The following is a 23881-nucleotide window of genomic DNA, read 5'->3' on the forward strand; positions in this document are numbered from 1 at the left end:
ACATTATCCTTCAATCACAGAAATTTTGACATTCGCCAGAATTGGCTCAAGCAAGTCGATATCGCTCACGCCCACATTACTTTGCGAAACGGCAAAGGCAGAAACCGCACTCGCAAATGCTAAGGTTTCCGCTTGAGATAAGCCTTTTTCGATACCGTAAATTAAGCCTGCCACCATAGAATCACCAGCCCCTACGGTGCTCACCACGTTTTCACATTTAGGTGGTTGAGCTTGAATAACAGCTTGATCACTCAGCCATAAAGAACCATTCGCGCCCATCGAAATAATGACGTTAGCAATACCTTCTGCTTTAAGTTTTTTAGCCGCCACAATAATTTCATCAAGAGAATTTAGTGGGTGGCCAATCCACGCTTCTAATTCGCGATGATTTGGTTTTACCAACCAAGGATGGGCTTTCAAACCTGCTGTAAGTGCCGCATTACTGCTATCTAATACGACTTTCACACCAGCTTGATGCAACTGATTAAGCCAATCCGCAAACAATTCAGGACTGACACCACGCGGTAAACTGCCGCAAACCGCAACAATGTCAAAGTTTTGACAATACGCTAATGAATCTGCTGTAAATTGCTGCCAAGCTTCTGGGGTGATTTGATAACCTAAGAAATTTAGGTCCGTCACATCGGCTTCGGTTTCCGTAATTTTTACGTTAATGCGAGTTTTACCTGCTACGCGATGAAATTTGTCTTCTAAGCCTTGTTTTTTAAATAGAGTTTCGAAATCACCCACGTTGTCTTCACCTAAGAAGCCACCAACCGCGACATCTACGCTCAAATCTTTTAATACCTTAGCGACATTGATACCTTTGCCTGCAGGGAAAAGACCAAGTGTTTCAACAGTGTTCACTTCGCCGATTTCAATACGCGGCAAACGCCCGACTAAATCGTAAGCGGCATTTAAGGTAATTGTTGCTACTTTTGCCATCACTTACTCCTTACCTTCACCTAAACCGCTTTCAATGACTGCACCGATACCGTCAATCGCTTGTTGAGCTTCTTCACCGCTCGCCACAAAACGTAAGCGGTGACCTTTCACGACACCGAGCGCCACAATTTTCATTAGGCTTTTCGCACTGACTAATTGGGTGTCACGATCTAAGTTTTGTACCGCAACAGATGCATTGTATTTTTTCACTTCATTAACAAGCACCGCACTTGGACGGGCATGTAAACCGTGTTCATTACGAATCATAAATACGGCTTCAATGGCATCTGCTGGTAAACCTGTTTTTTCTTCGTGAATTTGTGGTGCGTGATCACTGCTTACTTCAATGGTATCTGGTTCAGCTGGTGGCACAGCTGATACGCTTTCACCAAGTCCACTTGCAATAATCTTACCTAAGGCTTCAATGGCTTGTTTCGCATCATCCCCTTCTGCAACAAAACGTAAGCGATGACCTTGAGTGACACCTAATGCCACAATTTTCATCAAGCTTTTTGCACTAACCGGTGCGGTTTCTCGAGTAAGATTTTGTACGGTAATCTTGGAGGCGAATTTTTTCACCTCATTAACAAGCACTGCACTTGGGCGAGCATGTAAGCCATGTTCATTACGAATAGTAAAGGTACCAATCACTGCACCTGTCGCGATTTGGTCTTCAGATTGAGTAGCTAGCGAAGCCGGCACTTTACCGCCATTAAGTGCGGTCAAAATTTGCTGCGCATTACCACTTAATAAAATATTTTGGACTTCATCATCCAATAAACGCGCTAATGTCTCATTGATTTGGTCACTGACAGCCGAAATCGTCAACACACCTTTCACCGCTTTGCCATTATGATTAAAAATGGTTTTCGCACGACTGAATGCCAACGCATTTTTCAAGTTACCTGATACGGCATCGGTTACCCATAACCCTTTGCCAAGTGGCAGAGCAGAATTGGAGACTACTTCAGAAACAAAGCTATTTTCAACCGCACTTTGCTGTTGTAATTTGCCTGCATTGATGGCGGTAAGGGTGAGCAAACTTTGCGTTTCAATATCTAAGCTTAATGTTTCTTCAGTCATGCTAAAAGCATCGCTTTCACCTAACAAAATCGCACGGAATTTTTCAACATCTGTTAATGTCGCTAACTGTGCCGCAGTGTCTTCATCACCTAAAACATGCGTTAATTGACGAAGTAAAGCAAGATGCTCATCAGAACGGGCAGCAATACCAATCACAACATAAGCAATATTGCCTTCTCCCCACTCAATACCTTGTGGAAATTGGAAAACTTGTACACCGGTTTTTTTCACCATTGAACGGGTTTCTAATGTACCGTGTGGAATTGCAATCCCATTGCCTAAAAAAGTGGAGGTTTGTTGTTCACGTCCAAGCATACCTTGCAAATAGCCTTGTTCAACATTGCCAGCTTGCTCTAACGCGCTTGCAGCCATTTCAATAGCTTGCAGCTTATTTGTTGCCGTAGCATTTAAATGAATGTTGCTTTCCGAAAGTTCTAACATTCTTGCTCCTTCACATTGATGATTTAAAAAAAGAAAAGCTGCTGATAAGATCACTCATCAACAGCTCAAATTGATTATTGGCCAGTACAGGCTTTGAGTAGCATTTCGCTGCCTTGGGAAATATAGGCGTCATTTTCACCGCGCTCTTTGCCTTTTTGCAAATCACGCATTGCATCGTAGATCCCCTGCGTCACACTTGGCGAATCCACTTTTTGCCAACAATTTGCACTTAAACGGCTGAAGTTAGTTTGTAATGCTTCTGCATGTAACACACCGCTATAGTAAGCATACACATCAGAATCATGACCACCTGTGTAGAGTTTATCTTGAATTTGCTTGATTGGTACAACAATACGACCGAGATACCAGTCATTCGCACCACTTGCAAAATTATCCACAAAGAAATTTTTTGTTACACGATCTTTATAGGTTGCCACAGTGGCTTCATAAGCGGCGGCATAAGATTTTTGGTCGATTTTATCTTTATCTAAATCAATGACCTTTTTGTCTTTACCCATAAACGGAATATAAGAGGTCATATCTGAAATCGAAGAACAACCCGCAAGCATTACTGCAACAAAGAATATCGAGATTTTTTTAAACATTAAATTTTCCTTATTTATAGGAGGTTAAAACCGCTGTTAATTATACTTAGAATGGGGAGTTAAGCAAGGTAACACCTAGTACTACGCTGATTCTTTGCTCACTCCGCTGTCTTTGACAATCGAAACTAAAATTTGATCAATTTTGAAGTTTTCGGTATCAATGACTTCAAATTTATATTTATCGTATACGACAAAATCGGTTTTTTTCGGAATTTTGCGTAACATATACATCATAAAGCCACTAATAGTCTCGTAATTTTCTGAATCAGGGAAAGATTCAATATCCAAAACGCGCATCACATCTTCAAGTGGCGTTGCCCCATCAATCAACCAAGAGTTTTCATCGCGGCTAACGATTTGCTCTTCTTCGTTAGAAACCAATTCTCCCATCACAATACTCATCACATCGTTCAAGGTAATTAAGCCCATTACAAGCGCATATTCATTGACGATAATCGCAAAATCTTCCCCCGTAGATTTAAACAACTCCAATACTTCGTATAACGACAGCGTATCTGGGATAAATAACGCTTTGCGTAATAAACGGCTATCTGTTAAATCTACTACTTCTTGTTGAAGATAAAGCGTCAACAAAGTATGGGATTCCACATAACCTAAAATCTTGTCCAAACCATTATCACAGATCACTAATTTAGAATGAGAGTCAGCCGATAAGGTATTCAACACTTCCTGACGAGTAAAAGTGCGGTCTAAAAACACGATGTTTTCACGAGTCGTCATGGTTGAAGACACGGTACGCTCTTGCATTTCAAAGATGTTTTCAATCAAATAATGTTCTTGTGTTTTTAGTACGCCCGCTTCGGCACCAGCCTCCACAATCGCCACAATGTCTTCTGGAGTCATATTATCTTCGCGCTTAGTGGATATCCCCATTAAATGGAAGAAGATATTAGAAAGACCATCAAAAAACCATACAATAGGTTTTAAGAAGAAAATGAAGACTTGCATAATGCCAATAGTCCGTAACGCCACACCTTCAGGATTAATCAATGCGAGACGTTTCGGAATTAAATCGGCTAATAAAACAAATGTTGTGGTTACCATGAAAAAAGCAATCCAAGAGGAGGCTGGCTCAACCCATTCTGCCGTAGTGTATTCATGTAAAAAACTCTGTAAGTGAAGACTAATGGTTGCTTCACCAATCACACCACCGAGTACGGCAACCATATTAAGTCCAATTTGTACTACAGTAATGAAACGCCCTGGCTGTTCCTGTAATTTTAAAACTTTCTCCGCTTTGATATTGCCTTCATTGGCCAACGTTTGTAGTTTAATGCGTCTTGCACCCGCGAGAGAAATCTCAGCTGATGACAAGATTGCACTGACAATAATTAATACGATTAAAATAAAAATCGCTGCAGATAAACTCATAATGTTCTCTTTATTGGTTTTAAAGTGCGGTCAATTTACCGCTGGTTTTTAGGTTAGAAATGTTATTATTAAATTGTGAGGGCGTTCTATGACGCCCCATATTTGAGAAACGCTAATTTTCGCTGTCGAACCAGCCACGTACAAATTGGATAGAAAGGAAAAGAGTAACTAATAAGAAAGCATAGAATACCCAAGATAAAATCGGATGGCTTGGTGTCACATCGCCACTGATTTCTTTCACTGCAACGGCATTGCGATATTCATCGAACATCGTCATCCGCCAACCGTAATACTTGATTTGCACTAATTTGTTTTCATTACCCAAGGCTTGAACCTGAGCCTGTAAGTTCGCTGAACCAAATTTAAAGTAGAATGGAAAACCCCAACGGGTATCTTCATTACGATACACCATGATTTTGCCATCATCATTTTGTGTATTGATAAAATACACATCGCGCGTTGGACCATCAGCCGGATTCGATTTTGTAATCGGACCATCTTTATCCACACGTTTCACTTCCACACCCGTTACTCGCGTTACATCATAGTGTGGGAAAACGTAGTCTACCACCGCGAACATAAAGCCGTGGAAAACAAAGACTACTAAAAATAAAAAGTACTTAAAAAACTTACGCATAAAACTCTCTCATTTAAATCGATGATTTATTGTACATTAATTTTAAATAAACGCTCGAAGTTTTGTGTACTAATTTGTGCAAATTCTTCCATAGACAACCCTTTTAACGCTGCCACATATTCACACACCTCTCGCGTATAGGCAGGCTGGTTCTCTTTGCCACGATAAGGCACGGGTGCTAAGTAAGGCGAATCCGTTTCAACTAACAAACGATCTGCTGGTACATAACGAATGGCTTCGCGAATACTTTCTGCGTTTTTAAAGGTAATAATGCCCGAACAAGAAATATAAAACCCTAAATCAAGTGCCTTTTTCGCAAAATCCAAGGTTTCCGTAAAACAATGAATTAATCCACCGCACTTTTCTGCATGGTGCTCACGCAACATGGCAATGGTATCTTCTGATGCTGAACGCGTATGAATAATCACGGGTTTATCCACTTCATTAGCAATTCTGATTTGATCAGCAAAAACCGTTTGCTGCAATGCCTTATTATCCGCGCTGTAATAATAATCTAAACCGATTTCGCCAATTGAGATCACTTTTTTATCTTGGGATAAACGTAATAAACGTTCTGCATCGTAAGGTTCTTCTTCAAGATCTAGTGGATGCACACCACAAGCCAAAGACACATTCGGAAATTTTGCTAACTCAGGGTAAGCTTTTTCAAAACGGCTTAATGTTACGCCAATGGCGAGTAAATGCTTCACATCCCGTGCATTGGCTTTAGCCACTACATCAGCAATATCTTTGTGTAAATTTTCATAATCCAATGCATCTAAATGGCAATGGGAATCTACGATAAACATAATTTATTTAGTCCTTAAATACGTCGGTAATTAACTTTGTCAAACCATCTAATAACATTAATTCTGTGTTAACGCCGTTGATAGTGAGTAAATCCGAGCGTACTTTTTGCATAATTTTATTTGCGGTTAATAACCCAAGCGCTGTTTGCTCGTCTGCAAATTGAGTGACACCTGTTTTAAGATCAAGTGTTTGCCAGCCACTTTGTATTTCGAGTTTGTATTTAATGGCATCGCTTAAAAACGCTAAAATCCAATCTACTTGCTGTACGGTGCGTTCTTTTTCAAAGAAAGGCAAAATTTCCAAAGGCGAACGACGACGATAAAACAGCCAAAATTGGCGTAGGAAATTCTTCCGTTGTTCAATTAATCCTTGCTGGAGTGTTTCCAATGCTAACAATGGACGACCCAAATTCATCGCAAGTGCGGTCAATAATTCTGATGTTTCTGCTTGAAATTGAGAAGAAAGCCAAGTTAAGGCTTCTGCTTCCGTTGGCAAAGGCACATTCCACACTTGGCAACGGCTGTAAATGGTCGCTAACAATGAAGAGGAAGGCTCTATTTGCAATAAGAAATACGTGTTCGGACGTGGCTCTTCTAAGGTTTTGAGCAATGCATTCGCTGCCGCTTCCGTAAGACGTTCTGCATCTTGAATATATACTAATTTATTGCCGTTTTGTTGTGCGTGTTGGCTGACAACATCATTAATCGCCCGCACCTGATCAACACCAATGTCTTTGCCTTCTTGAGAGGCTAAAACATGAAAATCAGGATGGCTGTGCGCTGCCATTAAATGGCAAGCATGACAATGCCCACAAGGTGCATTATCTGGTGTTTGACACATAATGCGTTTTGTTAAAGCCTCAAACAAACCTTCAGCACCGAGAGCTTGATCAGCTTTAATCAATAATGCATGATGCCCCAAACCTTCGCTAAAAGTTTGGCTAATTTTGTGATAAGTAGGCACTAACCAAGGATAAAGTTCGCTCATTTTGTTTGTGAAACCCACCAATTTTTGACCGCACTTTGAATGTCTGCTTGTACTTGTTCCAAAGGCTGACCTGCATTAACAATGGCGGCTTTCGGGTTGTTCTGCACCAATTCCAAATAACGTTGGCGGGTACGATGGAAGAAATCGAGTCCTTGTTGTTCAATGCGGTCTAATTCACCACGACCTCTAGCACGAGCAAGCCCTTCTGCAGGATCAATGTCTAAATACAGTACAAAATCAGGCTCAAAATCGCCTAATACCATATTTTTTAAATTAGCCATAAGCGTTTGGTCAAACTGACGCCCACCGCCTTGATAGGCCTGTGAAGACATATCATGTCGATCACCTAGCACAATTTTACCTTCTGCCAATGCTGGCTTAATCACATTTTCTACCAATTGAATTCGTGCCGCATAAAGCATCAATAATTCGGCTTTATCCGTAACTGGCTCTTCTGTTTCATGTTTGATTAAATGGCGTAATTTCTCTGCTAACGGTGTACCGCCTGGCTCACGAGTAAACACGATATCATTTACACCAAGGGATTTTAATGTATCCACCACCGTTTGCATGGCGGTACTTTTACCTGCACCTTCCAAGCCTTCAATCACGATAAATTTGCCTTGCATTAGTTGGCTCCTTTTTGTTGGCTACGATACCAACGTAAATATTCTTGCACTGCTTTATTATGCTCGTTCAGATTACGAGTAAATTTATGGCCACCACTTCCATCAGCAACAAAATAATAAAAGTCCGTTTTTGCTGGATGAGCCACGGCCTGCAAAGCACTTTCACTCACCATCGCAATCGGTGTTGGCGGTAATCCCTCAATCATATAGGTATTATATGGGGTTATCGTTTCCAAATCTTTCTTACGAATATTGCCGGTATAACTCTCACCCATTCCATAAATCACCGTTGGGTCAGTTTGCAGTTTCATATTGGCTTTTAAACGATTAATAAATACGGAAGCCACTTGCGGGCGCTCCGCTGCAATCCCCGTTTCTTTCTCCACAATAGAAGCCAAAATCAACATCTGATACGGATCCGCTAATGGGAGATTTTCATCGCGTTCACCCCATGCTTTATCCAAGGCTTTTTGTAAACGAGTAGTTGAACGTTTTAATAATTCAAGATCAGTCGAATTTGGGGTGTAATTATAGGTATCTGGATACAACCACCCATCCATGTTATTCCATTCGTAAACGGCTTTTGCAACGGCTGGAATATCTAATAACGCCATAATTTCTTTATCACTTTTACCTTGCAAGGTTTGTTTTAAGTGCGGTGCGCTTTCAAGGTTTTTACGCCATTCCTTGAACGTCTTACCCTCAATAAACTTCACACTAAATTGCGCTTCCTTGCCAGAATTAATCATATCCAATAAATCTTGCAACGTTTTCACGCCCGTTAAAGAGTAAGTCCCCGCTTTCACTTTGTTGAGCTGAGGTTGTAATTTCAATAACCAAGGTAATAAATCAGCATGCTCAAGAATTTTTTCCTGCTCTAATAATGCTGCGAGTTTACTGCCCGTAGTGCCTCGCTCAATCGTAAGCAATTGATCTTGCGTGACATTCACCGGCGTATGAACAAACTCCGTTAGTTTTTGATAACCCCAAAAACCAACACCGCCAAGAATTAGCAGAAGAATTAGTAAAAAGACAAAAAATTTTTTCATGCGTCACTCATTTTATAAAAACGACAAAAGGGGCAAAAATGCCCCCTTATTCTAACGGTTTCTGTTATTTATCGAAATATTGAATATCAGCATTTTTACGTAATGCCTTCACCCAGTCTTTGGTTGCATCTTGCAATTGGCTATTTACGATTTGCTCGTAAGCTTTTTGACGATAGGCATCTTCTGTTTTATCACCATCGCGACTGCCAGTTACTTCTAAAATATGCCAACCAAATTCAGATTTAAACGGTGCAGAAATAGTACCTTGTGGTGTAGTTTCAACCATTTTTGCAAATGGGCCCACATAAGCTTCTGGAAAGGCATAGCCTAAACTGCCGCCATTCGCACCTGATAAATAATCTTTAGAATATTTTAAAGCTGCATCTGCAAAAGTCATTTTTCCTGAAACAATATCACCACGAATACGCTCTAATTCAGCTTTCGCTTGTGCATCGTTCAGTAATGGGTTTAATTTTAATAAAATATGACGAACTTCATACTCTTTGCCCATCACTTTTTGCGCGGTACCTTTTGCTTTTGCTTCATCGAGCATTTGTTTACCCAATGCATCCACTTGCTCGCGAGTCACATCCACGCTGTTTTGAATAGCATGGTTACGCACGCCCGCCATTAACATTTGGCGAGAAATTTGTTGTTTAAATGCATTTAAGGAAATGCCTTGATAATCCAATGCATCTAAGAATTGACCATAAGTTAAACCATTTTTCGCCGCAATATCTTCTACGATACGGTTTACTTCAGCTTGGTTTACTTTTACACCGGATTCTTTGATAGCTTTCTCTGTCAGCATATCATCAATAATCTTATCTAATGCTGCTCGTTGGCTACCTTTCTTGCCCATTACGGCATTCACTTGGCTTTGTAAAATTGGTGTACCATTTACGGTCGCCACAACGCGTTCTTCTGCTTGTACTTGAGAAAACGTAAACAGACCGATCATGGCAAACAAAAGAGATTTTAACATTGATTTTTTCATTTTAGTTGTCTTAAAAAATAATAGGATAATGCTCGTTAGATTATCAATTTTATCAAAGGTTCACAATAGGCTGATCGTTATTTAGGCAATAATGCCACTTCATAACAACCATCATATTTTAATGTACGCACCTGAACTTGTTCATCGCGAGAGGTCGGCACATTTTTACCCACATAATCTGCCCGAATCGGCAATTCACGATGTCCACGATCCACTAAAATCACCAACTCAATTTTAGCTGCTCGACCAAAATCCGTTAACGCATCCATTGCAGCACGAATGGTTCTTCCGGTGAATAGAACATCATCGATCAAAATGACTTCTTTACCCTGAATATTCATATAACTTGAGGCACCGCTATACACAGGGGTTGGATTTTCAGGTTCAACATACTCTAAGTCATCGCGGTAAAATGTGATATCCAATTCCATCATGGGAAGACTTACTCCATTCAACTCTTCAATGCGACGTTGAATCAATTCGGCAATTTCAGCACCACGACGTTTCACCCCAACTAAAATTACATTATCGAAATCTTGGTGCTTTTCAATAATTTCATGGGAAATACGTGAAATGGTGCGTAAAAATCTGTCTGCATCAATAATAATTTTTTCCATTTTATCTCTCGCTTTGTTTACATAGACTAAGTGCGGTTGAAAAAACACTGATTTTTTGACCGCACTTTTACTGGAATATTAACCGAATTCTAGCTCTACCGCATTTTCGCCGAGCAAATTCACCAATTCTGTTAGAATCTCATCCGTTGGTGTAATAGACCATTGAATCCCTAAACGCAATAACGCACGACCTTTTGCGCTTTGATAATATACGTTAATTGGTAAAGTACCGCCACTAACAGGTTCTAACATTTCTTTCAATTTCTTAATAAAACTTGGGCTAATCTGCTCCTCAGACAAACTGATAGCCAAAGATTTTGCATAACGGGAACGCGCCTCATCTAAGGTCATTAAATCCCGTACCGACATTTTTAATCCACCAGAAAAATCGTCAAAACTCACCTGACCAGATACCACTACAACCGTATCTTTTTGTAGTTTTTCGCCGAATTGGTCTAAGCTTTCGCCGAATAGGGTTAGGTCTAAACGCCCTGATCGGTCATCAATGGTTGCGATACCGATGCGATTGCCTTTTTTCGTTGTTGCAAAACGCGTTGACACCAACAAACCAGCTGCAGTGCTAATTTGCCCACGGCGGTTTGGCGTGAGATCTTTTAATCGCGTAGAGCTGTAATGAGAAAGCTCTTTTAAATAACGACTTACTGGATGACTGCTTAAATACAAACCTAGAGTTTCTCGCTCACCATCTAGAATTTGCTTTTCTGTGTAAGGTGGCGTATGGGCGTAAGCATTTTCCACTTCTTCGTGTGTTTCTGTCAGCACACCGAACATATCGGTTTGCCCCATGGCCTCATCTTTTGCATGCTGATCAGAGGCCTTGAGTGCATCTTCTAGATTCTTAGATAACGCCGCACGATGTGGCCCTAACTTATCAAACGCACCCGACATAATCAGACTTTCAAAGGTACGACGATTAATTTTCTTCAAATCAACGCGAGCACATAAATCAAATAAATCTCTGAAAATGCCACCTTCATTACGAGCGGTAATCAATGCATCAATCGGACCTTCCCCCACACCTTTAATGGCGCCGATACCGTAAACAATCTCACCATTTTCATTCACACTGAAATGATGTTTCCCTACATTGATATCCGGTGGGGTAACTTTTAAGCCCATACGTAAACATTCATCGTACAAGCCAACAATTTTATCCGTATTATCCATTTCCGAGGTCATTACCGCAGCCATAAACTCAGCAGGGAAATGGGTTTTCAGCCAAAGGGTTTGATAAGATACTAACGCATAAGCCGCTGAGTGCGATTTATTGAAACCATAGCCGGCAAATTTTTCCACCAAGTCGAAAATCTTCATGGAAAGCTCGCCATCAACGCCGTTTTTTTCCGCGCCTTCTTTAAACACTGAGCGCTGTTTCGCCATTTCTTCCGGCTTTTTCTTACCCATCGCACGGCGTAATAAGTCCGCACCGCCAAGAGTATAACCCGCTAATACCTGAGCAATTTGCATGACTTGCTCTTGGTACAAAATAATACCATAAGTTGGCTCTAAAATCGGTTTAAGGCTTTCATGTTGATAGTTTGCGTCAGGATAAGACACTTCTTCTCGACCATGTTTACGGTCAATAAAGTTATCCACCATGCCCGATTGTAATGGACCAGGGCGGAATAATGCTACCAACGCGATAATATCTTCAAAACAGTCTGGCTGAAGGCGTTTAATTAAATCTTTCATCCCACGCGATTCCAACTGGAATACAGCGGTCGTTTCAGACCGTTTCAGCAAATCAAAGGATTCGGGATCATCTAATGGAATAGCGGCAATATCGACTAACGGTTTGCCTTCATGAGTAAGGCGGGCATTAATCATATCTAGTGCCCATTTGATAATGGTGAGTGTACGCAAACCTAAGAAGTCAAACTTCACTAAACCGGCATATTCCACATCATTTTTATCGAAGTGGGTGACCGGATGAAGACCCTCACTATCGCAATAAAGTGGTGAAAAGTCAGTAATCAAAGAAGGCGAAATTACCACACCACCTGCGTGTTTACCCGCATTTCGCGTTACCCCTTCCAGCTTACGCGCCATATCAATTAGGGCTTTAACTTCTTCATCCGTATCATATGCTGTTTGTAATTGCGGTTCAGCCTCAAAAGCCTTGGCTAAAGTCATGCCTGGATCAGGTGGAATCATTTTCGAAATACGATCCACAAAGCCATAAGGATGGCCTAACACGCGACCTACATCTCGAATTACCGCTTTGGCCGCCATGGTACCGAAGGTAATAATTTGTGATACCGCACCACGACCATAGGTTTCTGCCACATGATCGATAACGCGATCTCGCCCATCCATACAAAAATCCACGTCGAAATCGGGCATGGAAACACGTTCTGGGTTTAAAAAACGCTCAAAAAGAAGATCGAATTCAAGGGGATCTAAATCGGTAATTTTTAGTGCATAAGCCACCAATGAACCCGCACCAGAACCCCGTCCAGGCCCTACCGGAATATCGTTGTCTTTTGACCACTGGATAAACTCCATGACGATTAAGAAGTAACCCGGGAAACCCATTTGGTTGATCACATCGAGTTCGACTTGAAGACGCTCATCATATTCCGGTCGTCTTTCTGCCCGCACTTTTTCATCGGGGAATAAAAATGCCAACCGCTCTTCCAAACCTTCTTTGGATTTCATCACCAAATAATCTTCCGTACTCAGATCGCCTGTTGGGAATTTTGGGAGGAAATATTCGCCCAAACGCAAAGTGACATTACAGCGTTGCGCAATTAATACTGTATTTTCAAGCGCAGAAGGAATATCAGCAAATAATTGGCACATCTCTTCTTCTGAGCGGAAATATTGTTGTTCGGTATAACGTTTTGGACGTTTTGGGTCGTCTAGGGTATAGCCATCATGAATAGCGACACGAATTTCGTGTGCCTCAAAATCATCAGGTGCGAGAAAGACAACATCGTTGGTTGCAACAAGCGGTAAATCATGTTCCTCAGCCAATTTTAATGCGGCTTGAATATAACGCTCTTCATCCAGATGCCCTGTTCTGGAAAGCGAAAGGTAAAAATGGTCAGGGAAAAATTCTTGATAAAAACTAACCGCACTTTCAGCTTCGGAAATATTTTCTTTAAGGAGTTTTTTCGCGATATCGCCTTGTGTGCCACCTGATAAAACAATTACACCTTCACGGTGTTCAATCAACCACTCTTGGTCGATATAAGGTAGGTCCACATAGCCACGTTGATAGGCTTTTGAAAGCAGTAAGGTGATGTTTTTATAGCCTTCGTTGTTCTTAGCAAGTAAAGTGAGCGTAAATAATTCCTCACCGCATAACTCGCTTTTAACATGAACATCTGCGCCAATAATCGGTTTAATCCCCGAAGAAAGAGTTTCACCATAAAAACGCACCACACCACAAAAATTGGTGAAATCTGTTAATGCCAACGCGACCATATTATTTGCTGCACACGCTTTGACCAATGGTTTCACTTTCGCAATTCCATCAATCATCGAAAAATCAGTGTGCGTACGAAGATGTACAAAACGCGGTTTGGCTGACATTCAAATTCCTTGTTCAGTAAAAGTGCGGTTAATTTTAACGGGATTTTACAATCGGCTCAATAAACAAAATGCGAGGCTAAGCCCCGCATTCCCAACTCATATTTGTAATTATTTTCTTGCCAATGGTGGCACGAAAGTTAAACCTAAATCCCAAGGTTGTTCAATCCAAGTGTTTTGTGGAATATCAATTACATAATCATCCACCAACTCAGCACCTGCAGGTTTTGCGAATACTGTGACGAGTTTTGCTTTTGGATACATTTCACGAATTGCACGAGCAGTGTTGCCGGTATCTACCAAATCGTCTACCACGATCATTCCTTCGCCATCACCATCTGCGCGGTGTAATACTTTTAATGCACCTTGTTCATCGTGATCATAGCTAGCAATACACACGGTTTCTACGAAACGAATATTTAATTCGCGAGCAAGTACCGCTGCTGGGAATAAACCACCACGGCTTACTGCGATGATACCTTTCCACTGAGTGGCAGGAAGTAAACGTTCCGCTAATTTGCGGGCATGCATTTGGAACATATCCCAAGTCACAACATATTTTTCGCTCATAACAAATCCCTTAAACTTTGTCGCTAAATAAAAAAATTGCGGAATTTTAACCTGAAATGGCGTTTTATGCTATGATTTCCGCAAAATTTTAATGAAAAAAGGAGTTCATTATGTCAGAAATTACCACATTACAACCGCAATTACTTTGGAAATGGTTTGATCAAATTTGTGCGATTCCACATCCTTCTCATCACGAAGATGCGCTCGCGACCTTTATTGTTAACTGGGCGAAAGAAAAACAATTTTTTGCCGAGCGTGATGAAGCCGGTAATGTATTAATTCGTAAACCTGCCACAGCAGGTATGGAAAACAGCCAACCTGTTGTGTTACAAGCACATTTAGATATGGTTCCACAAGCGAATGAAGGCAATCCACACAACTTCGCTCAAGACCCAATTCGCCCTTATATTGATAGCGATTGGGTAAAAGCACAAGGCACCACACTTGGCGCGGATAACGGTATCGGTTTAGCCTCGACCTTAGCGGTATTAGAAAGTACCGATATTGCACATCCACCACTTGAAGTGTTACTCACCATGACTGAGGAAACCGGCATGGATGGTGCCGTACACCTTCGCCGCAATTGGTTAAAATCGGAAATCTTAATTAATACCGATACCGAAGAAATCGGTGAAATCTATATTGGTTGTGCTGGTGGGGTAAATGCGAATGTTGAACTACCTGTTCACCGTGAAACCAATTCATTCAACCATACTTTGCAAATTAACTTAAAAGGTTTACGTGGCGGTCACTCTGGTTGTGATATTCACACCACACGTGCGAATGCAATTAAAGTATTGGCGCGTTTATTAGCAAAACTTTCACAAAATCAACCGCACTTTGCCCTTGCAGAAATTCGCGGAGGCTCAATTCGTAATGCGATTCCACGTGAAGCCGCCGCAACCATTTGCTTCAATCATGATGTAAAAAGCGTAAAAAGTGCGGTCAAAAATTTTGAAGTTTTATTGAAAGATGAGCTTGCTATCGCTGAACCAAACTTAACCTTAACCGCTGAGCTAGTTGAAAATCCACAACAAACCTTCACGCTTGAAACCACCAAAAAAGTGATTAATTTGCTGAACGTCTTACCAAATGGCGTGATCCGCAACAGTGATGTAATCCAAAATGTCGTGGAGAGCTCGTTAAGCATTGGTGTATTAAAAACCCTTGAAGATAAAATCAAAGGTACGATTCTTATTCGCTCACTTATTGAAAGTGGTAAAGAGTATGTAGGGGAAACCTTAACTTCACTCGCTGAACTCACTGGTGCAACGGTTGAATTCTCAGGTTCTTACCCTGGTTGGAAACCGGTAAACGACACGGCAATTTTAGCCTTAATGAAAAAACATTATGCAGAAGTGCTTGGCAAAGAGCCTGAGATTAAAGTAATTCATGCGGGTCTTGAATGTGGCTTGTTAAAAGAACATTATCCGAACATTGAGATGATTTCTGTAGGGCCAACTATTCTCAATGCGCATTCGCCTGATGAAAAAGTCCAAATTTCAACAGTACAAACTTACTGGGAGTTACTCACTAAAGTCTTAGCAGATATTAAATAATCTACAAATAAAAAGGGCTAAATATTACATTTAGCCCTTTATTTTTTATCTTTTATAAACTACGTAATGCTTCGATACGTTTTTCAAGTGGAGGATGACTCATAAAGAGTTCGCTACGTTTGCCATTAATCATAAAGGCATTAAGTGAACCTTCCATCTCTTGCGGCTCATGAATTTGTTGTAAACGTTGCAATGCCGCAATCATTTTTTCTTTACCAACAAGTTGTGCAGAACCTGCATCTGCGCGGTATTCACGATAGCGTGAGAACCACATCGCGATAATACTTGCCAAAATACCAAATAAAATTTCTAACACCATTGAGACTAAGAAGTAAATGCCTGAACTGCGGCTTTCTTCATCACCATTACGAGAACTTGCTACCACATTAGCAATTACACGAGATAAGAAAATTACAAAGGTGTTCAATACGCCTTGTAATAAAGTCATGGTCACCATATCACCGTTCGCGATGTGTGAGACCTCGTGAGCCAATACCGCTTCAGCTTCTTCTTCCGTCATGGAGTTTAATAAGCCCGTACTAATCGCCACTAAAGAATTGTTTTTAGTTGCCCCCGTAGCAAAAGCATTCGCATCATTAGAATGGTAGATCGCGACATCTGGCATTGGGATGCCTGCTTGTTGCGCTTGACGGCGTACAGTTTCCACTAACCAACGTTCAGCTTGATTACGTGGTTCGGTAATCACTTCCGCGCCCACAGAGCGCAATGCCATGGTTTTTGACAAAAATAATGAAATCAATGATCCGGCAAAACCGAAAAGCATTGCCATAATTAAAATGCCACCTGTACTATTTCCTGCAATACCGGTCACATTTAAAATAATCCCTAACACAAGCATCACAGCAAAGTTAGTCGCTAAAAATAAAAGGATTCGCATCATAATAAAGTTCCTCAATAAAAATAAAATAGAAAGTAAACACTGTAATAATGGAGAATTTTTTACAAAATTCAAGGTTAAACAAATAATTTATTGTAAATCTTCTAAGGTATTAAAATTTACAAATCGTCCTTCTTGTTCGTCAAATTGGACAGCTACGGCGCCATTTTTGTTCATAAATTGTAATAAACGTCGTTCGCCCTCGTTTAAATAAGCGCGTAACGTCTCTTTAAGCTGAACGGACATCAAACAAAATGTCGGGTGTTCACGATCTTTATCTTTTGCATAAGCCATTAAAGTGCTGTCATTTTTAACCGCAGTTTTTAATTTTTCTAATAAGTTTTGTGGAAAATACGGGCTATCGCAGGGCACAAAAAGCACAAAATCCGTTTTAGCTTGTTCGAGTGCTGTTAACATACCGCTCAATGGTCCCTGAAAATCAGGCAATTCATCTGAAAATACAGGCCCCCCCCATTGTGCATATTCCGCATGGTGACGATTAGCATTAATTGAAATATCAACCACTTGAGGTTGTAAGCGATCAATCACATGGCTAATTAATGGTTTATTTTGTAAAAGCTGCAAGCCTTTATCCGCACCATTCATCCTCCGCGCTTTTCCTCCCGCCAAAATAACCGCACTTATTGTGTATTTCATATTTTCTTATTGCCTTATTTGAAGTATGATCTAGCCTTATTTTTCTCCATTTAAAAGGAAATAGCAATGAAATGTAAGCGTTTAAATGAAGTATTGGAACTTTTACAACCTTATTGGTCTAAAGACCCAGATCTGAGCTTGTTACAAATTTTGCAAAAAATTGCTGATGAAGCAGGTTTTGATAAACCCGTAGCAGAATTATCTGATGAAGTGATTATTTATCATTTAAAAATGCACGGCACAGATAAACTTGAGCCAATCCCTGGCATCAAAAAAGATTATGAAGAAGATTTTAAAACCGCATTGTTAAAAGCACGCGGAATTATTAAATAAGGAAAACAAATGAAAAAAGTTTTATTTTTACTCGGTGCTTTATTTTCATTTAATGCATTCGCAGCCAACCTAGAAGAAGGCAAACAATACGTTCAAGTGGGCCAAACCGCTTCTGCACAGCCTGAAGTCATTGAATTTTTCTCTTTCTACTGCCCGCATTGCTATGCCTTTGAAATGGAATACCACATTCCAAAACAAGTTGCAGAAGGCTTGCCACAAGGCACTGAATTTAAACAATATCACGTCAACTTCTTAGGTCGTCAATCTGAAAACCTCACTCGTGCATGGGCATTAGCGATGGCACTTGGTGCAGAAAGCAAAGTAAAAGCGCCTTTATTTGAAGCGGCACAACAAGATAAATTAAGCTCAATGGACGATATTCGCAAAATCTTCATTGACAACGGTGTTACAGCTGAACAATTTGATAACAACATCAACAGCTTTGCTGTAAACGGTTTAGTGAATAAACAAGTAAATGCAGCGGAACAGTTTCAAGTACGTGGTGTACCTGATTTCTATGTCAATGGCAAATATCGCGTAAACCCTGAAGGCTTAAATTACGACGATTTCGTCAAAGATTATGTAGAAACCGTGAAAGGTTTATTGCAAAAATAAAAAAAAATTGGTTTAATGCCTGCCGTTTTTAAATATAAAGAAGAGAGATGATTATGGCTGCTAGTTTCAGTGTTACTCGTCGTTTTTTTGACGACAAAAACTACCCACGCGGATTTTCCCGTCACGGTGATTATACAATCAAAGAATCCCAAGTATTAGAGCAATATGGTCAAGCGTTTAAAGCATTAGATTCAGGCGAGCGCAAGCCAGCGACAAAAGAAGAAAAAGAATTTGTTGCATTTTGCCGTGGTGAACGTGCACCAGAAACTTTCTTCGAAAAAACCTGGAATAAATATCGTACTCGCATTAACACAACAAAACGTGTTTACACCCTATCAGGTGATGTGAGCGAAGCGGCTTCTGGCGGCGAAGATTATTCTGGCGAATAATACATTTTAAAAGGCAGGCTGAAGCTTGCCTTTTGCTTTTTTACTCAATCCCCATGCTTGCCAAGGGCTGTGGGATATTTATCATTCAAACGTAAACATCAATGCAACTACCCGTTTCCCAATATACCGAACTCCTGCAAAAAAAGACTGAAAAACTGACCGCACTTTTGCAGCCCTTTAACGCCCCAGAAATAGCCGTGTTTGATTCGCCGGCTAGCCATTATCGGATGCGTGCAGAATTTCGTATTTGGCATGATAAAGGCGATTTTTATCACATCATGTTTGATCAAAGCACCTTGCAGCGTTATCGAGTGGATGAATTCCCAATTGCCAGCGAACTGATCAATCGCATGATGAAAAGCTTACTGCCATTGTTAAAAACGCAGGAAGTATTACATAAAAAACTGTTTCAAATTGATTATTTGAGCACGCTCAGCAATAAAATTATTGTAAGTCTACTTTACCACAAGCAACTCACGGAAGAATGGCAAAGCGCTGCTATACGCTTAAAAGAAGAATTACAACAACTTGGTTTTGATGTGCAGCTGATTGGTCGTGCGAGTAAACAAAAAATCTGTTTAGAGCAGGATTTTGTCGATGAAGTGTTACCAGTGAAAGGGCGTAATTATGTTTATCGCCAAGTGGAAAACAGCTTCACTCAGCCAAATGCCGCGGTGAATTGCAAGATGTTGGAATGGGCGATTGATTGCACCCAAGGTTCTCAAGGGGATTTATTGGAACTGTATTGTGGTAACGGTAATTTCTCCATCGCCCTTGCACAAAACTTCCGCAAAGTCCTTGCTACCGAAATTGCCAAGCCATCAGTGGCTGCCGCACAATTTAATATTGCGGAAAATGGTATAGATAATCTACAAATTATCCGTATGTCAGCAGAAGAGTTTACTCAAGCAATGAATGGCGTCCGTGAATTTAATCGCTTAAAAGGCATTGATTTAAAAGCCTATCAATGCAATACGATTTTTGTGGATCCACCACGAGCAGGGCTTGACCCTGACACGGTAAAACTGGTGCAGAATTACGATCGTATTTTGTATATTTCCTGCAATCCACATACCCTTTGTGAGAATTTGCAAACCCTAAGCCAAACCCACCGCATTGAAAAGGCGGCGCTGTTTGATCAATTCCCTTACACAGATCATATGGAAAGCGGCGTATGGCTGGTGAGAAAATAAAAATTCAACTGCTTGCCGAAGCGGGAACATTGTCAGAATTGACCGTACTTTGTTCCCCTCTTGGTATCGAGCATTGTACTGAAAGTCCACTTGCATTGGTGCGAACAGAAACCCATCTTGCCCTGCGTAAACTAGACGAGCCTAAGCTGGGCGATGTGTTTGTAGATTTCGTAGCTGGTGCGATGGCGCATCGTCGTAAATTTGGCGGTGGACGTGGCGAAGCTATTGCCAAAGCTGTAGGCATTAAGGGAACTGAATTACCTTCCGTGATTGATGCCACCGCAGGACTTGGTCGAGATGCCTTTATTTTAGCTTCTATCGGTTGCCAAGTGCGCTTAGTAGAACGTCATCCAGTAGTATATTTGCTATTGCAGGATGGTCTCAATCGTGCCTATCAGGATGCAGAAATAGGTGACATGATGCAACAAAATATGCGCTTACTAGATGTTCATCATATTGCCGAACTTAATCCACAAACCGAAAGTGCCGATGTGGTGTATTTAGATCCAATGTATCCACATAAGCAAAAATCCGCATTAGTAAAAAAAGAAATGCGTGTATTCCAACATTTGGTTGGTGCAGATTTGGATGCCGATGAGCTCTTGACACCTGCGTTACAATTAGCCCGTAAACGTGTGGTGGTAAAACGTCCTGATTATGCCGAATTTTTAGCGCAAAAATCGCCCCATGTTAGTCGTGAAACTAAAAATCACCGCTTTGATATTTATATGGGAGAAGCACAATGCTAAAAGAAAGTGCAGTTGTAATGAGCTATGATGCGAAAACAGGCCTTGCTACAGTGAAATGTCAATCACAAAGCGCCTGTGGAGCTTGTTCGGCTAGAGAAGCCTGTGGAACAGCTTCCCTTTCTGAGCTTAACGGAAAACGAGGTGAACATATCTTTACGCTAGAAACCATCACGCCACTCCGTGCAGGTCAAATGGTAGAAATCGGTCTAGAAGAAAAATCCATGTTATTTTCTGCATTGTTAATGTATATCGTGCCGCTTTTGACTTTATTGATTGCAACGTTGCTTTCTAGCTATATCAGTGAAAATGAGCTCATCCGTGCGATTTTAATCTTTATGTTGGCCGCACTTTCCTTTGTGATGGTTAAACGTTACACCCTAAAACTCGGCCAACAAACAGAATTTCAGCCTGTTTTGTTGAGAGTGTTGTCCTAAATAAAAAGAACGGCTAAAAACAATTAAATTTTCAACCGCTCTTTTGTACTTAGCTTATTGCAACTCAAAAGGCCTACATTAAGATGTAGGCTTTTCTATTAAGATAATAATCTTTGTACTAAAGAAGTATAAATATTAACCCCAGTAAGCAATTGATTTTCATCAAAATCAAATTCAGCTTCATGATGACCTGCTGTGCGATCTGCACCAAGAATGAAGTAAATAGCTTTGCCCCCATGTTCTTGTACACGTCTACCTAAAATAGTCGCATCTTCACTTGCATTGAAAGCATAATCTGAATTTACGTTATTTATTTGTGGTTGTTCAAGGGATATTTCTTCGATGAGTTTTATAAGTTCAACATCGTTATTCATATCCACTGCTTCACCTACAATTTCAGTTTCATACGCTACATCAAAACTTATGGAGATACCTTTGGCTATTTGCATGACTTGTTCAGTCATGTATTCATTAATTGCTTTATTTTCTCCCCGCACTTCTAATTGTAATTCAGCAGAGGATGGAATGACATTTCGTCCTTCACCCGCTTTTAGCACACCCACATTAATTCTTGTCATGCCTTCACCATGGCGTGCAATACCATGAAGTTGAGTGACTGTATGCGCTGCAGCTAATAAAGCATTACGACCTAAATGGGGGGCAGCACCTGCATGTGCAGGTTTACCTTTATAGCGAATATCAATTTTTGTAGTGGAAAGAAAATTTCTTGGATTAGCAATAACTGTGCCTGTATTCGCGCAAAAACTAATGTGTGAAGAAGCAAAATAATCTGCATCATCAATTATGCCACTTTGTGCAATGGCTGCTGCACCTCGAACACCTTCTTCTGCTGGTTGGAATACAATTTTTACTTTTCCAGTGAGTTTATCTTTGTTCTGAGCGATCCATAATGCAACACCTAAACCTATTGTAATATGTGAATCATGTCCACAAGCATGCATAAAGCCATCGTTAATTGAGGCAAAACCTTCTTTATTTGGAATATGCTCGGATGAACGAGTTTCTGTTACATTCACACAGTCAATATCAAAGCGTAACGCGATGGTTTTTCCTGGTTTACCTGAATCAAATAATGCCACACAACCAGTGTACCCTTCCATTTTTTCGAGCCATTTTTCATTCGCTCCATAGGCTTTTGCATTAGCTAAACCTTTATCTACTACGGCTTGTTTTCGTCCACGAACAAAGTCTGGATTTATAATTTGTTTGCCAAGAAAAATTTCAAAACAATCTAAGTCTTCCAAGTAATCCGCAATGCGAGAAGTTGTCCAAAATTCACTCCAACCAATTTCTGGAAAACGATGAAATTCACGACGCCATTTAACAAGTTGATTTAAATCTAAGTTCATTTTTTCTCCTTTAAAAGTCTATAAAAACAGACCGCACTTAAATAAAGTGCGGTCAATTTTTTACTATTTCTACAACATAAATAATGCTAAGAATAAAACAGCAAGTATCATGCCTGGTGCGGTACGTTTTACCATTTCTACCGGGCTTACCATCGCAAGGCCTGCACAAACAATGGTTACACCTGCAATTGGTGAAGCTGTACGACCGATTGCACCAGCAATAGCTGCTGCCATACCAAGATTTACGTGAGTGTAGCCGAGTTCTACAGCATGTGGCGTGACGGCAGTGTTAAAGGCAATCGCTGCTGCATCGCCAGAGCCTGTAATTAAGCCCATTAAGAATGGTCCAATTGTTGCGCCCCAACGTACAAATTCGTTGGATTCTTTTAAGAAAGAAATTGCAGCATCAATTGCGCCCGTAGATTTTAATCCTGCTACAAATACGCTGGCTGCAATGATGATACCAAGTACGTTTGCATAAGAATTTCCCATACCATTGAAAAACTCTTCAGTGATTTTTACTGGGGAAATACGAGTTACTATAATGCCGTAAATTGCGCCAATGAGCATCGCTTGAGGAACGCCCATTTTAGTCCATTCAAGACCCGGTACTTGTTGTAATGACGTTCCACCAATTACTAAAATAACTAATGGTATTAATGGTGCAAGGGCATAAAGTACATTGACGCCTTCAACAACTTTAATTTCACTTTCTTTTTGTTCTGCAAGATAAGCTTCACGATGTTGTTCACCATAATCTTTAAAAACAAGTGCAAGAATTGTTAAAACAACCGCACCTATTGCTCCCGCAATCATGCTATATGGCGCATGTGAAAGGTTTACTTGGGTGATAGTTAAGCCTGACATTTCACTAATCATTGCTGAGTGAGAAGACCCAGGGCTCATCATTGATCCAAAAGTCCCTGCTAAAATAGCTGCACCAGCAGTAGCTGGTCGAACACCCGCACTTTTTAAAACAGGAATTAATGTTGCGCCAACCGCAGCAGCACAACCAGCAGCAGAAGGAATAGCAATATTGATGAAAAAGGTGATGACTGTTGCAATCGGAATTAAGAAGAATTTTAATCCGCTTAATGGTTTGGTAAGTAAATGTACCAGATGAGTATCACATTGAGTGTATTTCATTACATAAGCAAAACCCATACTGGAACAGATAGCCATAATTAATCCGCTAGATGTCATGCTTTTGGCAAAAGCATCTAATGCGCCCATTGGGTTAAGCGTCAGAATGGACATTATTAAACCGACACCAATCAAAACAGTTCGGGTTTCAGCTTTTTTAATTAGAAAATAAATTGTGGCAATAATGCCAACCACTGCAACGATGGATTTAAATAATTCCATTA

Annotated in this window: 24 protein-coding genes; 7 read left to right on the forward strand and 17 right to left on the reverse strand. The window is 40.5% G+C overall.

Going from position 1 to position 23881, the window contains the following annotated elements; translation table 11 throughout:
* Window positions 1–3: 3 nt before the first annotated feature.
* The 13 genes from fruK to gpt form a co-directional block, all read right to left on the reverse strand.
* Window positions 4–945: a 1-phosphofructokinase gene (fruK, locus tag A9500_RS07400; RefSeq protein WP_065244446.1), complete on the reverse strand. Its 942-nt coding sequence runs from the start codon at window positions 943–945 to the stop codon at window positions 4–6.
* A 3-nt stretch (window positions 946–948) separates the two neighbouring features.
* A complete protein-coding gene (gene fruB / locus A9500_RS07405; protein ID WP_065244447.1) occupies window positions 949–2469 on the reverse strand; it encodes a fused PTS fructose transporter subunit IIA/HPr protein in 1521 nt (506 codons plus the stop codon).
* Window positions 2470–2543: 74 nt separating this feature from the next.
* Entirely contained in the window at window positions 2544–3074 is a 531-nt protein-coding gene (locus A9500_RS07410; protein ID WP_049369994.1) for a hypothetical protein, read from the reverse strand.
* Between the two features lie 81 nt (window positions 3075–3155).
* A complete protein-coding gene (locus A9500_RS07415) occupies window positions 3156–4466 on the reverse strand; it encodes a hemolysin family protein (protein WP_065244448.1) in 1311 nt (436 codons plus the stop codon).
* A gap of 112 nt (window positions 4467–4578) precedes the next feature.
* A complete protein-coding gene (locus A9500_RS07420) occupies window positions 4579–5103 on the reverse strand; it encodes a DUF1523 family protein (protein ID WP_049371396.1) in 525 nt (174 codons plus the stop codon).
* A 26-nt stretch (window positions 5104–5129) separates the two neighbouring features.
* Window positions 5130–5912 carry a YchF/TatD family DNA exonuclease gene (locus A9500_RS07425; RefSeq protein ID WP_065244449.1) on the reverse strand — a complete coding sequence of 261 codons (783 nt, stop codon included), beginning with the start codon at window positions 5910–5912 and terminating at the stop codon, window positions 5130–5132.
* Between the two features lie 7 nt (window positions 5913–5919).
* Entirely contained in the window at window positions 5920–6900 is a 981-nt protein-coding gene (locus A9500_RS07430) for a DNA polymerase III subunit delta' (RefSeq protein ID WP_065244450.1), read from the reverse strand.
* The gene (gene tmk, locus A9500_RS07435; protein WP_065244451.1) at window positions 6897–7529 is read right to left on the reverse strand and encodes a dTMP kinase; all 633 of its coding nucleotides are present in this window, start codon (window positions 7527–7529) and stop codon (window positions 6897–6899) included. The genes A9500_RS07430 and tmk overlap by 4 nt, the downstream gene beginning before the upstream one ends.
* Window positions 7529–8578 (reverse strand): endolytic transglycosylase MltG, encoded by a 1050-nt coding sequence (gene mltG / locus A9500_RS07440; protein WP_065244452.1) that lies wholly within the window; start codon window positions 8576–8578, stop codon window positions 7529–7531. Before mltG ends, tmk begins: the two co-directional genes overlap by 1 nt.
* A gap of 64 nt (window positions 8579–8642) precedes the next feature.
* Entirely contained in the window at window positions 8643–9575 is a 933-nt protein-coding gene (locus tag A9500_RS07445) for a peptidylprolyl isomerase (RefSeq protein WP_065244453.1), read from the reverse strand.
* Between the two features lie 77 nt (window positions 9576–9652).
* Window positions 9653–10192, reverse strand: coding sequence for a bifunctional pyr operon transcriptional regulator/uracil phosphoribosyltransferase PyrR (gene pyrR, locus A9500_RS07450; protein WP_049365120.1), 540 nt, complete (start codon window positions 10190–10192; stop codon window positions 9653–9655).
* A gap of 78 nt (window positions 10193–10270) precedes the next feature.
* Window positions 10271–13750 (reverse strand): DNA polymerase III subunit alpha, encoded by a 3480-nt coding sequence (gene dnaE, locus A9500_RS07455; RefSeq protein WP_065244454.1) that lies wholly within the window; start codon window positions 13748–13750, stop codon window positions 10271–10273.
* Between the two features lie 108 nt (window positions 13751–13858).
* The gene (gene gpt, locus A9500_RS07460) at window positions 13859–14317 is read right to left on the reverse strand and encodes a xanthine phosphoribosyltransferase (RefSeq protein WP_065244455.1); all 459 of its coding nucleotides are present in this window, start codon (window positions 14315–14317) and stop codon (window positions 13859–13861) included.
* A 110-nt stretch (window positions 14318–14427) separates the two neighbouring features.
* Between gpt and A9500_RS07465 the strand changes: the two genes are divergently transcribed.
* Window positions 14428–15876: an aminoacyl-histidine dipeptidase gene (locus A9500_RS07465; protein WP_065244456.1), complete on the forward strand. Its 1449-nt coding sequence runs from the start codon at window positions 14428–14430 to the stop codon at window positions 15874–15876.
* Window positions 15877–15928: 52 nt separating this feature from the next.
* Here A9500_RS07465 and htpX read toward each other — a convergent pair whose 3' ends face one another.
* Together htpX and mobA are read right to left on the reverse strand one after the other, a co-directional pair.
* Window positions 15929–16780 carry a protease HtpX gene (htpX, locus tag A9500_RS07470; RefSeq protein ID WP_178162576.1) on the reverse strand — a complete coding sequence of 284 codons (852 nt, stop codon included), beginning with the start codon at window positions 16778–16780 and terminating at the stop codon, window positions 15929–15931.
* Between the two features lie 84 nt (window positions 16781–16864).
* Entirely contained in the window at window positions 16865–17431 is a 567-nt protein-coding gene (mobA, locus tag A9500_RS07475; protein WP_065244457.1) for a molybdenum cofactor guanylyltransferase MobA, read from the reverse strand.
* A gap of 66 nt (window positions 17432–17497) precedes the next feature.
* Here mobA and A9500_RS07480 point away from each other — a divergent pair, with 66 nt between their 5' ends.
* The 6 genes from A9500_RS07480 to A9500_RS07505 all read left to right on the forward strand — a co-directional run bounded on the left by A9500_RS07480 (window position 17498) and on the right by A9500_RS07505 (window position 21144).
* Window positions 17498–17764 carry a YihD family protein gene (locus tag A9500_RS07480; RefSeq protein ID WP_005694923.1) on the forward strand — a complete coding sequence of 89 codons (267 nt, stop codon included), beginning with the start codon at window positions 17498–17500 and terminating at the stop codon, window positions 17762–17764.
* 9 nt (window positions 17765–17773) lie between these two features.
* On the forward strand, window positions 17774–18379 hold the full coding sequence (locus A9500_RS07485; RefSeq protein WP_065244458.1) for a DsbA family protein: 606 nt from the start codon (window positions 17774–17776) through the stop codon (window positions 18377–18379).
* Between the two features lie 53 nt (window positions 18380–18432).
* Window positions 18433–18768, forward strand: coding sequence for a DUF413 domain-containing protein (locus A9500_RS07490; protein ID WP_032804166.1), 336 nt, complete (start codon window positions 18433–18435; stop codon window positions 18766–18768).
* A gap of 101 nt (window positions 18769–18869) precedes the next feature.
* On the forward strand, window positions 18870–19961 hold the full coding sequence (trmA, locus tag A9500_RS07495; protein ID WP_065244459.1) for a tRNA (uridine(54)-C5)-methyltransferase TrmA: 1092 nt from the start codon (window positions 18870–18872) through the stop codon (window positions 19959–19961).
* Window positions 19943–20710: a class I SAM-dependent methyltransferase gene (locus A9500_RS07500; protein ID WP_065244460.1), complete on the forward strand. Its 768-nt coding sequence runs from the start codon at window positions 19943–19945 to the stop codon at window positions 20708–20710. Before trmA ends, A9500_RS07500 begins: the two co-directional genes overlap by 19 nt.
* Complete coding sequence (locus A9500_RS07505) at window positions 20704–21144, forward strand: SoxR reducing system RseC family protein (protein ID WP_065244461.1); 441 nt, start codon at window positions 20704–20706, stop codon at window positions 21142–21144. Before A9500_RS07500 ends, A9500_RS07505 begins: the two co-directional genes overlap by 7 nt.
* A gap of 98 nt (window positions 21145–21242) precedes the next feature.
* Here the strand turns inward: A9500_RS07505 and A9500_RS07510 are convergent, their stop codons facing one another.
* Both A9500_RS07510 and dcuC read right to left on the reverse strand, forming a co-directional pair.
* Window positions 21243–22514: a M20 family metallo-hydrolase gene (locus A9500_RS07510; protein ID WP_065244462.1), complete on the reverse strand. Its 1272-nt coding sequence runs from the start codon at window positions 22512–22514 to the stop codon at window positions 21243–21245.
* A gap of 69 nt (window positions 22515–22583) precedes the next feature.
* The gene (gene dcuC / locus A9500_RS07515; RefSeq protein ID WP_065244463.1) at window positions 22584–23879 is read right to left on the reverse strand and encodes a C4-dicarboxylate transporter DcuC; all 1296 of its coding nucleotides are present in this window, start codon (window positions 23877–23879) and stop codon (window positions 22584–22586) included.
* Between the last annotated feature and the right edge of the window lie 2 nt (window positions 23880–23881).

It is taken from the genome of Haemophilus sp. CCUG 60358 (genome assembly GCF_001679485.1).
GTDB lineage: Bacteria > Pseudomonadota > Gammaproteobacteria > Enterobacterales > Pasteurellaceae > Haemophilus_D.

Bases quoted from the DNA above. Each gene is read 5' to 3' on its own strand.
- A9500_RS07415 (WP_065244448.1), bottom strand. From the start codon at position 4,466: ATGAGTTTATCTGCAGCGATTTTTATTTTAATCGTATTAATTATTGTC.
- tmk (WP_065244451.1), bottom strand. From the start codon at position 7,529: ATGCAAGGCAAATTTATCGTGATTGAAGGCTTGGAAGGTGCAGGTAAA.
- pyrR (WP_049365120.1), bottom strand. From the start codon at position 10,192: ATGGAAAAAATTATTATTGATGCAGACAGATTTTTACGCACCATTTCA.
- mobA (WP_065244457.1), bottom strand. From the start codon at position 17,431: ATGAAATACACAATAAGTGCGGTTATTTTGGCGGGAGGAAAAGCGCGG.
- A9500_RS07465 (WP_065244456.1), top strand. From the start codon at position 14,428: ATGTCAGAAATTACCACATTACAACCGCAATTACTTTGGAAATGGTTT.
- A9500_RS07480 (WP_005694923.1), top strand. From the start codon at position 17,498: ATGAAATGTAAGCGTTTAAATGAAGTATTGGAACTTTTACAACCTTAT.
- A9500_RS07445 (WP_065244453.1), bottom strand. From the start codon at position 9,575: ATGAAAAAATCAATGTTAAAATCTCTTTTGTTTGCCATGATCGGTCTG.
- A9500_RS07410 (WP_049369994.1), bottom strand. From the start codon at position 3,074: ATGTTTAAAAAAATCTCGATATTCTTTGTTGCAGTAATGCTTGCGGGT.
- A9500_RS07500 (WP_065244460.1), top strand. From the start codon at position 19,943: ATGGCTGGTGAGAAAATAAAAATTCAACTGCTTGCCGAAGCGGGAACA.
- fruK (WP_065244446.1), bottom strand. From the start codon at position 945: ATGGCAAAAGTAGCAACAATTACCTTAAATGCCGCTTACGATTTAGTC.
- A9500_RS07485 (WP_065244458.1), top strand. From the start codon at position 17,774: ATGAAAAAAGTTTTATTTTTACTCGGTGCTTTATTTTCATTTAATGCA.
- A9500_RS07505 (WP_065244461.1), top strand. From the start codon at position 20,704: ATGCTAAAAGAAAGTGCAGTTGTAATGAGCTATGATGCGAAAACAGGC.
- dnaE (WP_065244454.1), bottom strand. From the start codon at position 13,750: ATGTCAGCCAAACCGCGTTTTGTACATCTTCGTACGCACACTGATTTT.
- A9500_RS07420 (WP_049371396.1), bottom strand. From the start codon at position 5,103: ATGCGTAAGTTTTTTAAGTACTTTTTATTTTTAGTAGTCTTTGTTTTC.
- A9500_RS07425 (WP_065244449.1), bottom strand. From the start codon at position 5,912: ATGTTTATCGTAGATTCCCATTGCCATTTAGATGCATTGGATTATGAA.
- gpt (WP_065244455.1), bottom strand. From the start codon at position 14,317: ATGAGCGAAAAATATGTTGTGACTTGGGATATGTTCCAAATGCATGCC.
- trmA (WP_065244459.1), top strand. From the start codon at position 18,870: ATGCAACTACCCGTTTCCCAATATACCGAACTCCTGCAAAAAAAGACT.
- A9500_RS07510 (WP_065244462.1), bottom strand. From the start codon at position 22,514: ATGAACTTAGATTTAAATCAACTTGTTAAATGGCGTCGTGAATTTCAT.
- dcuC (WP_065244463.1), bottom strand. From the start codon at position 23,879: ATGGAATTATTTAAATCCATCGTTGCAGTGGTTGGCATTATTGCCACA.
- fruB (WP_065244447.1), bottom strand. From the start codon at position 2,469: ATGTTAGAACTTTCGGAAAGCAACATTCATTTAAATGCTACGGCAACA.
- mltG (WP_065244452.1), bottom strand. From the start codon at position 8,578: ATGAAAAAATTTTTTGTCTTTTTACTAATTCTTCTGCTAATTCTTGGC.
- A9500_RS07490 (WP_032804166.1), top strand. From the start codon at position 18,433: ATGGCTGCTAGTTTCAGTGTTACTCGTCGTTTTTTTGACGACAAAAAC.
- A9500_RS07430 (WP_065244450.1), bottom strand. From the start codon at position 6,900: ATGAGCGAACTTTATCCTTGGTTAGTGCCTACTTATCACAAAATTAGC.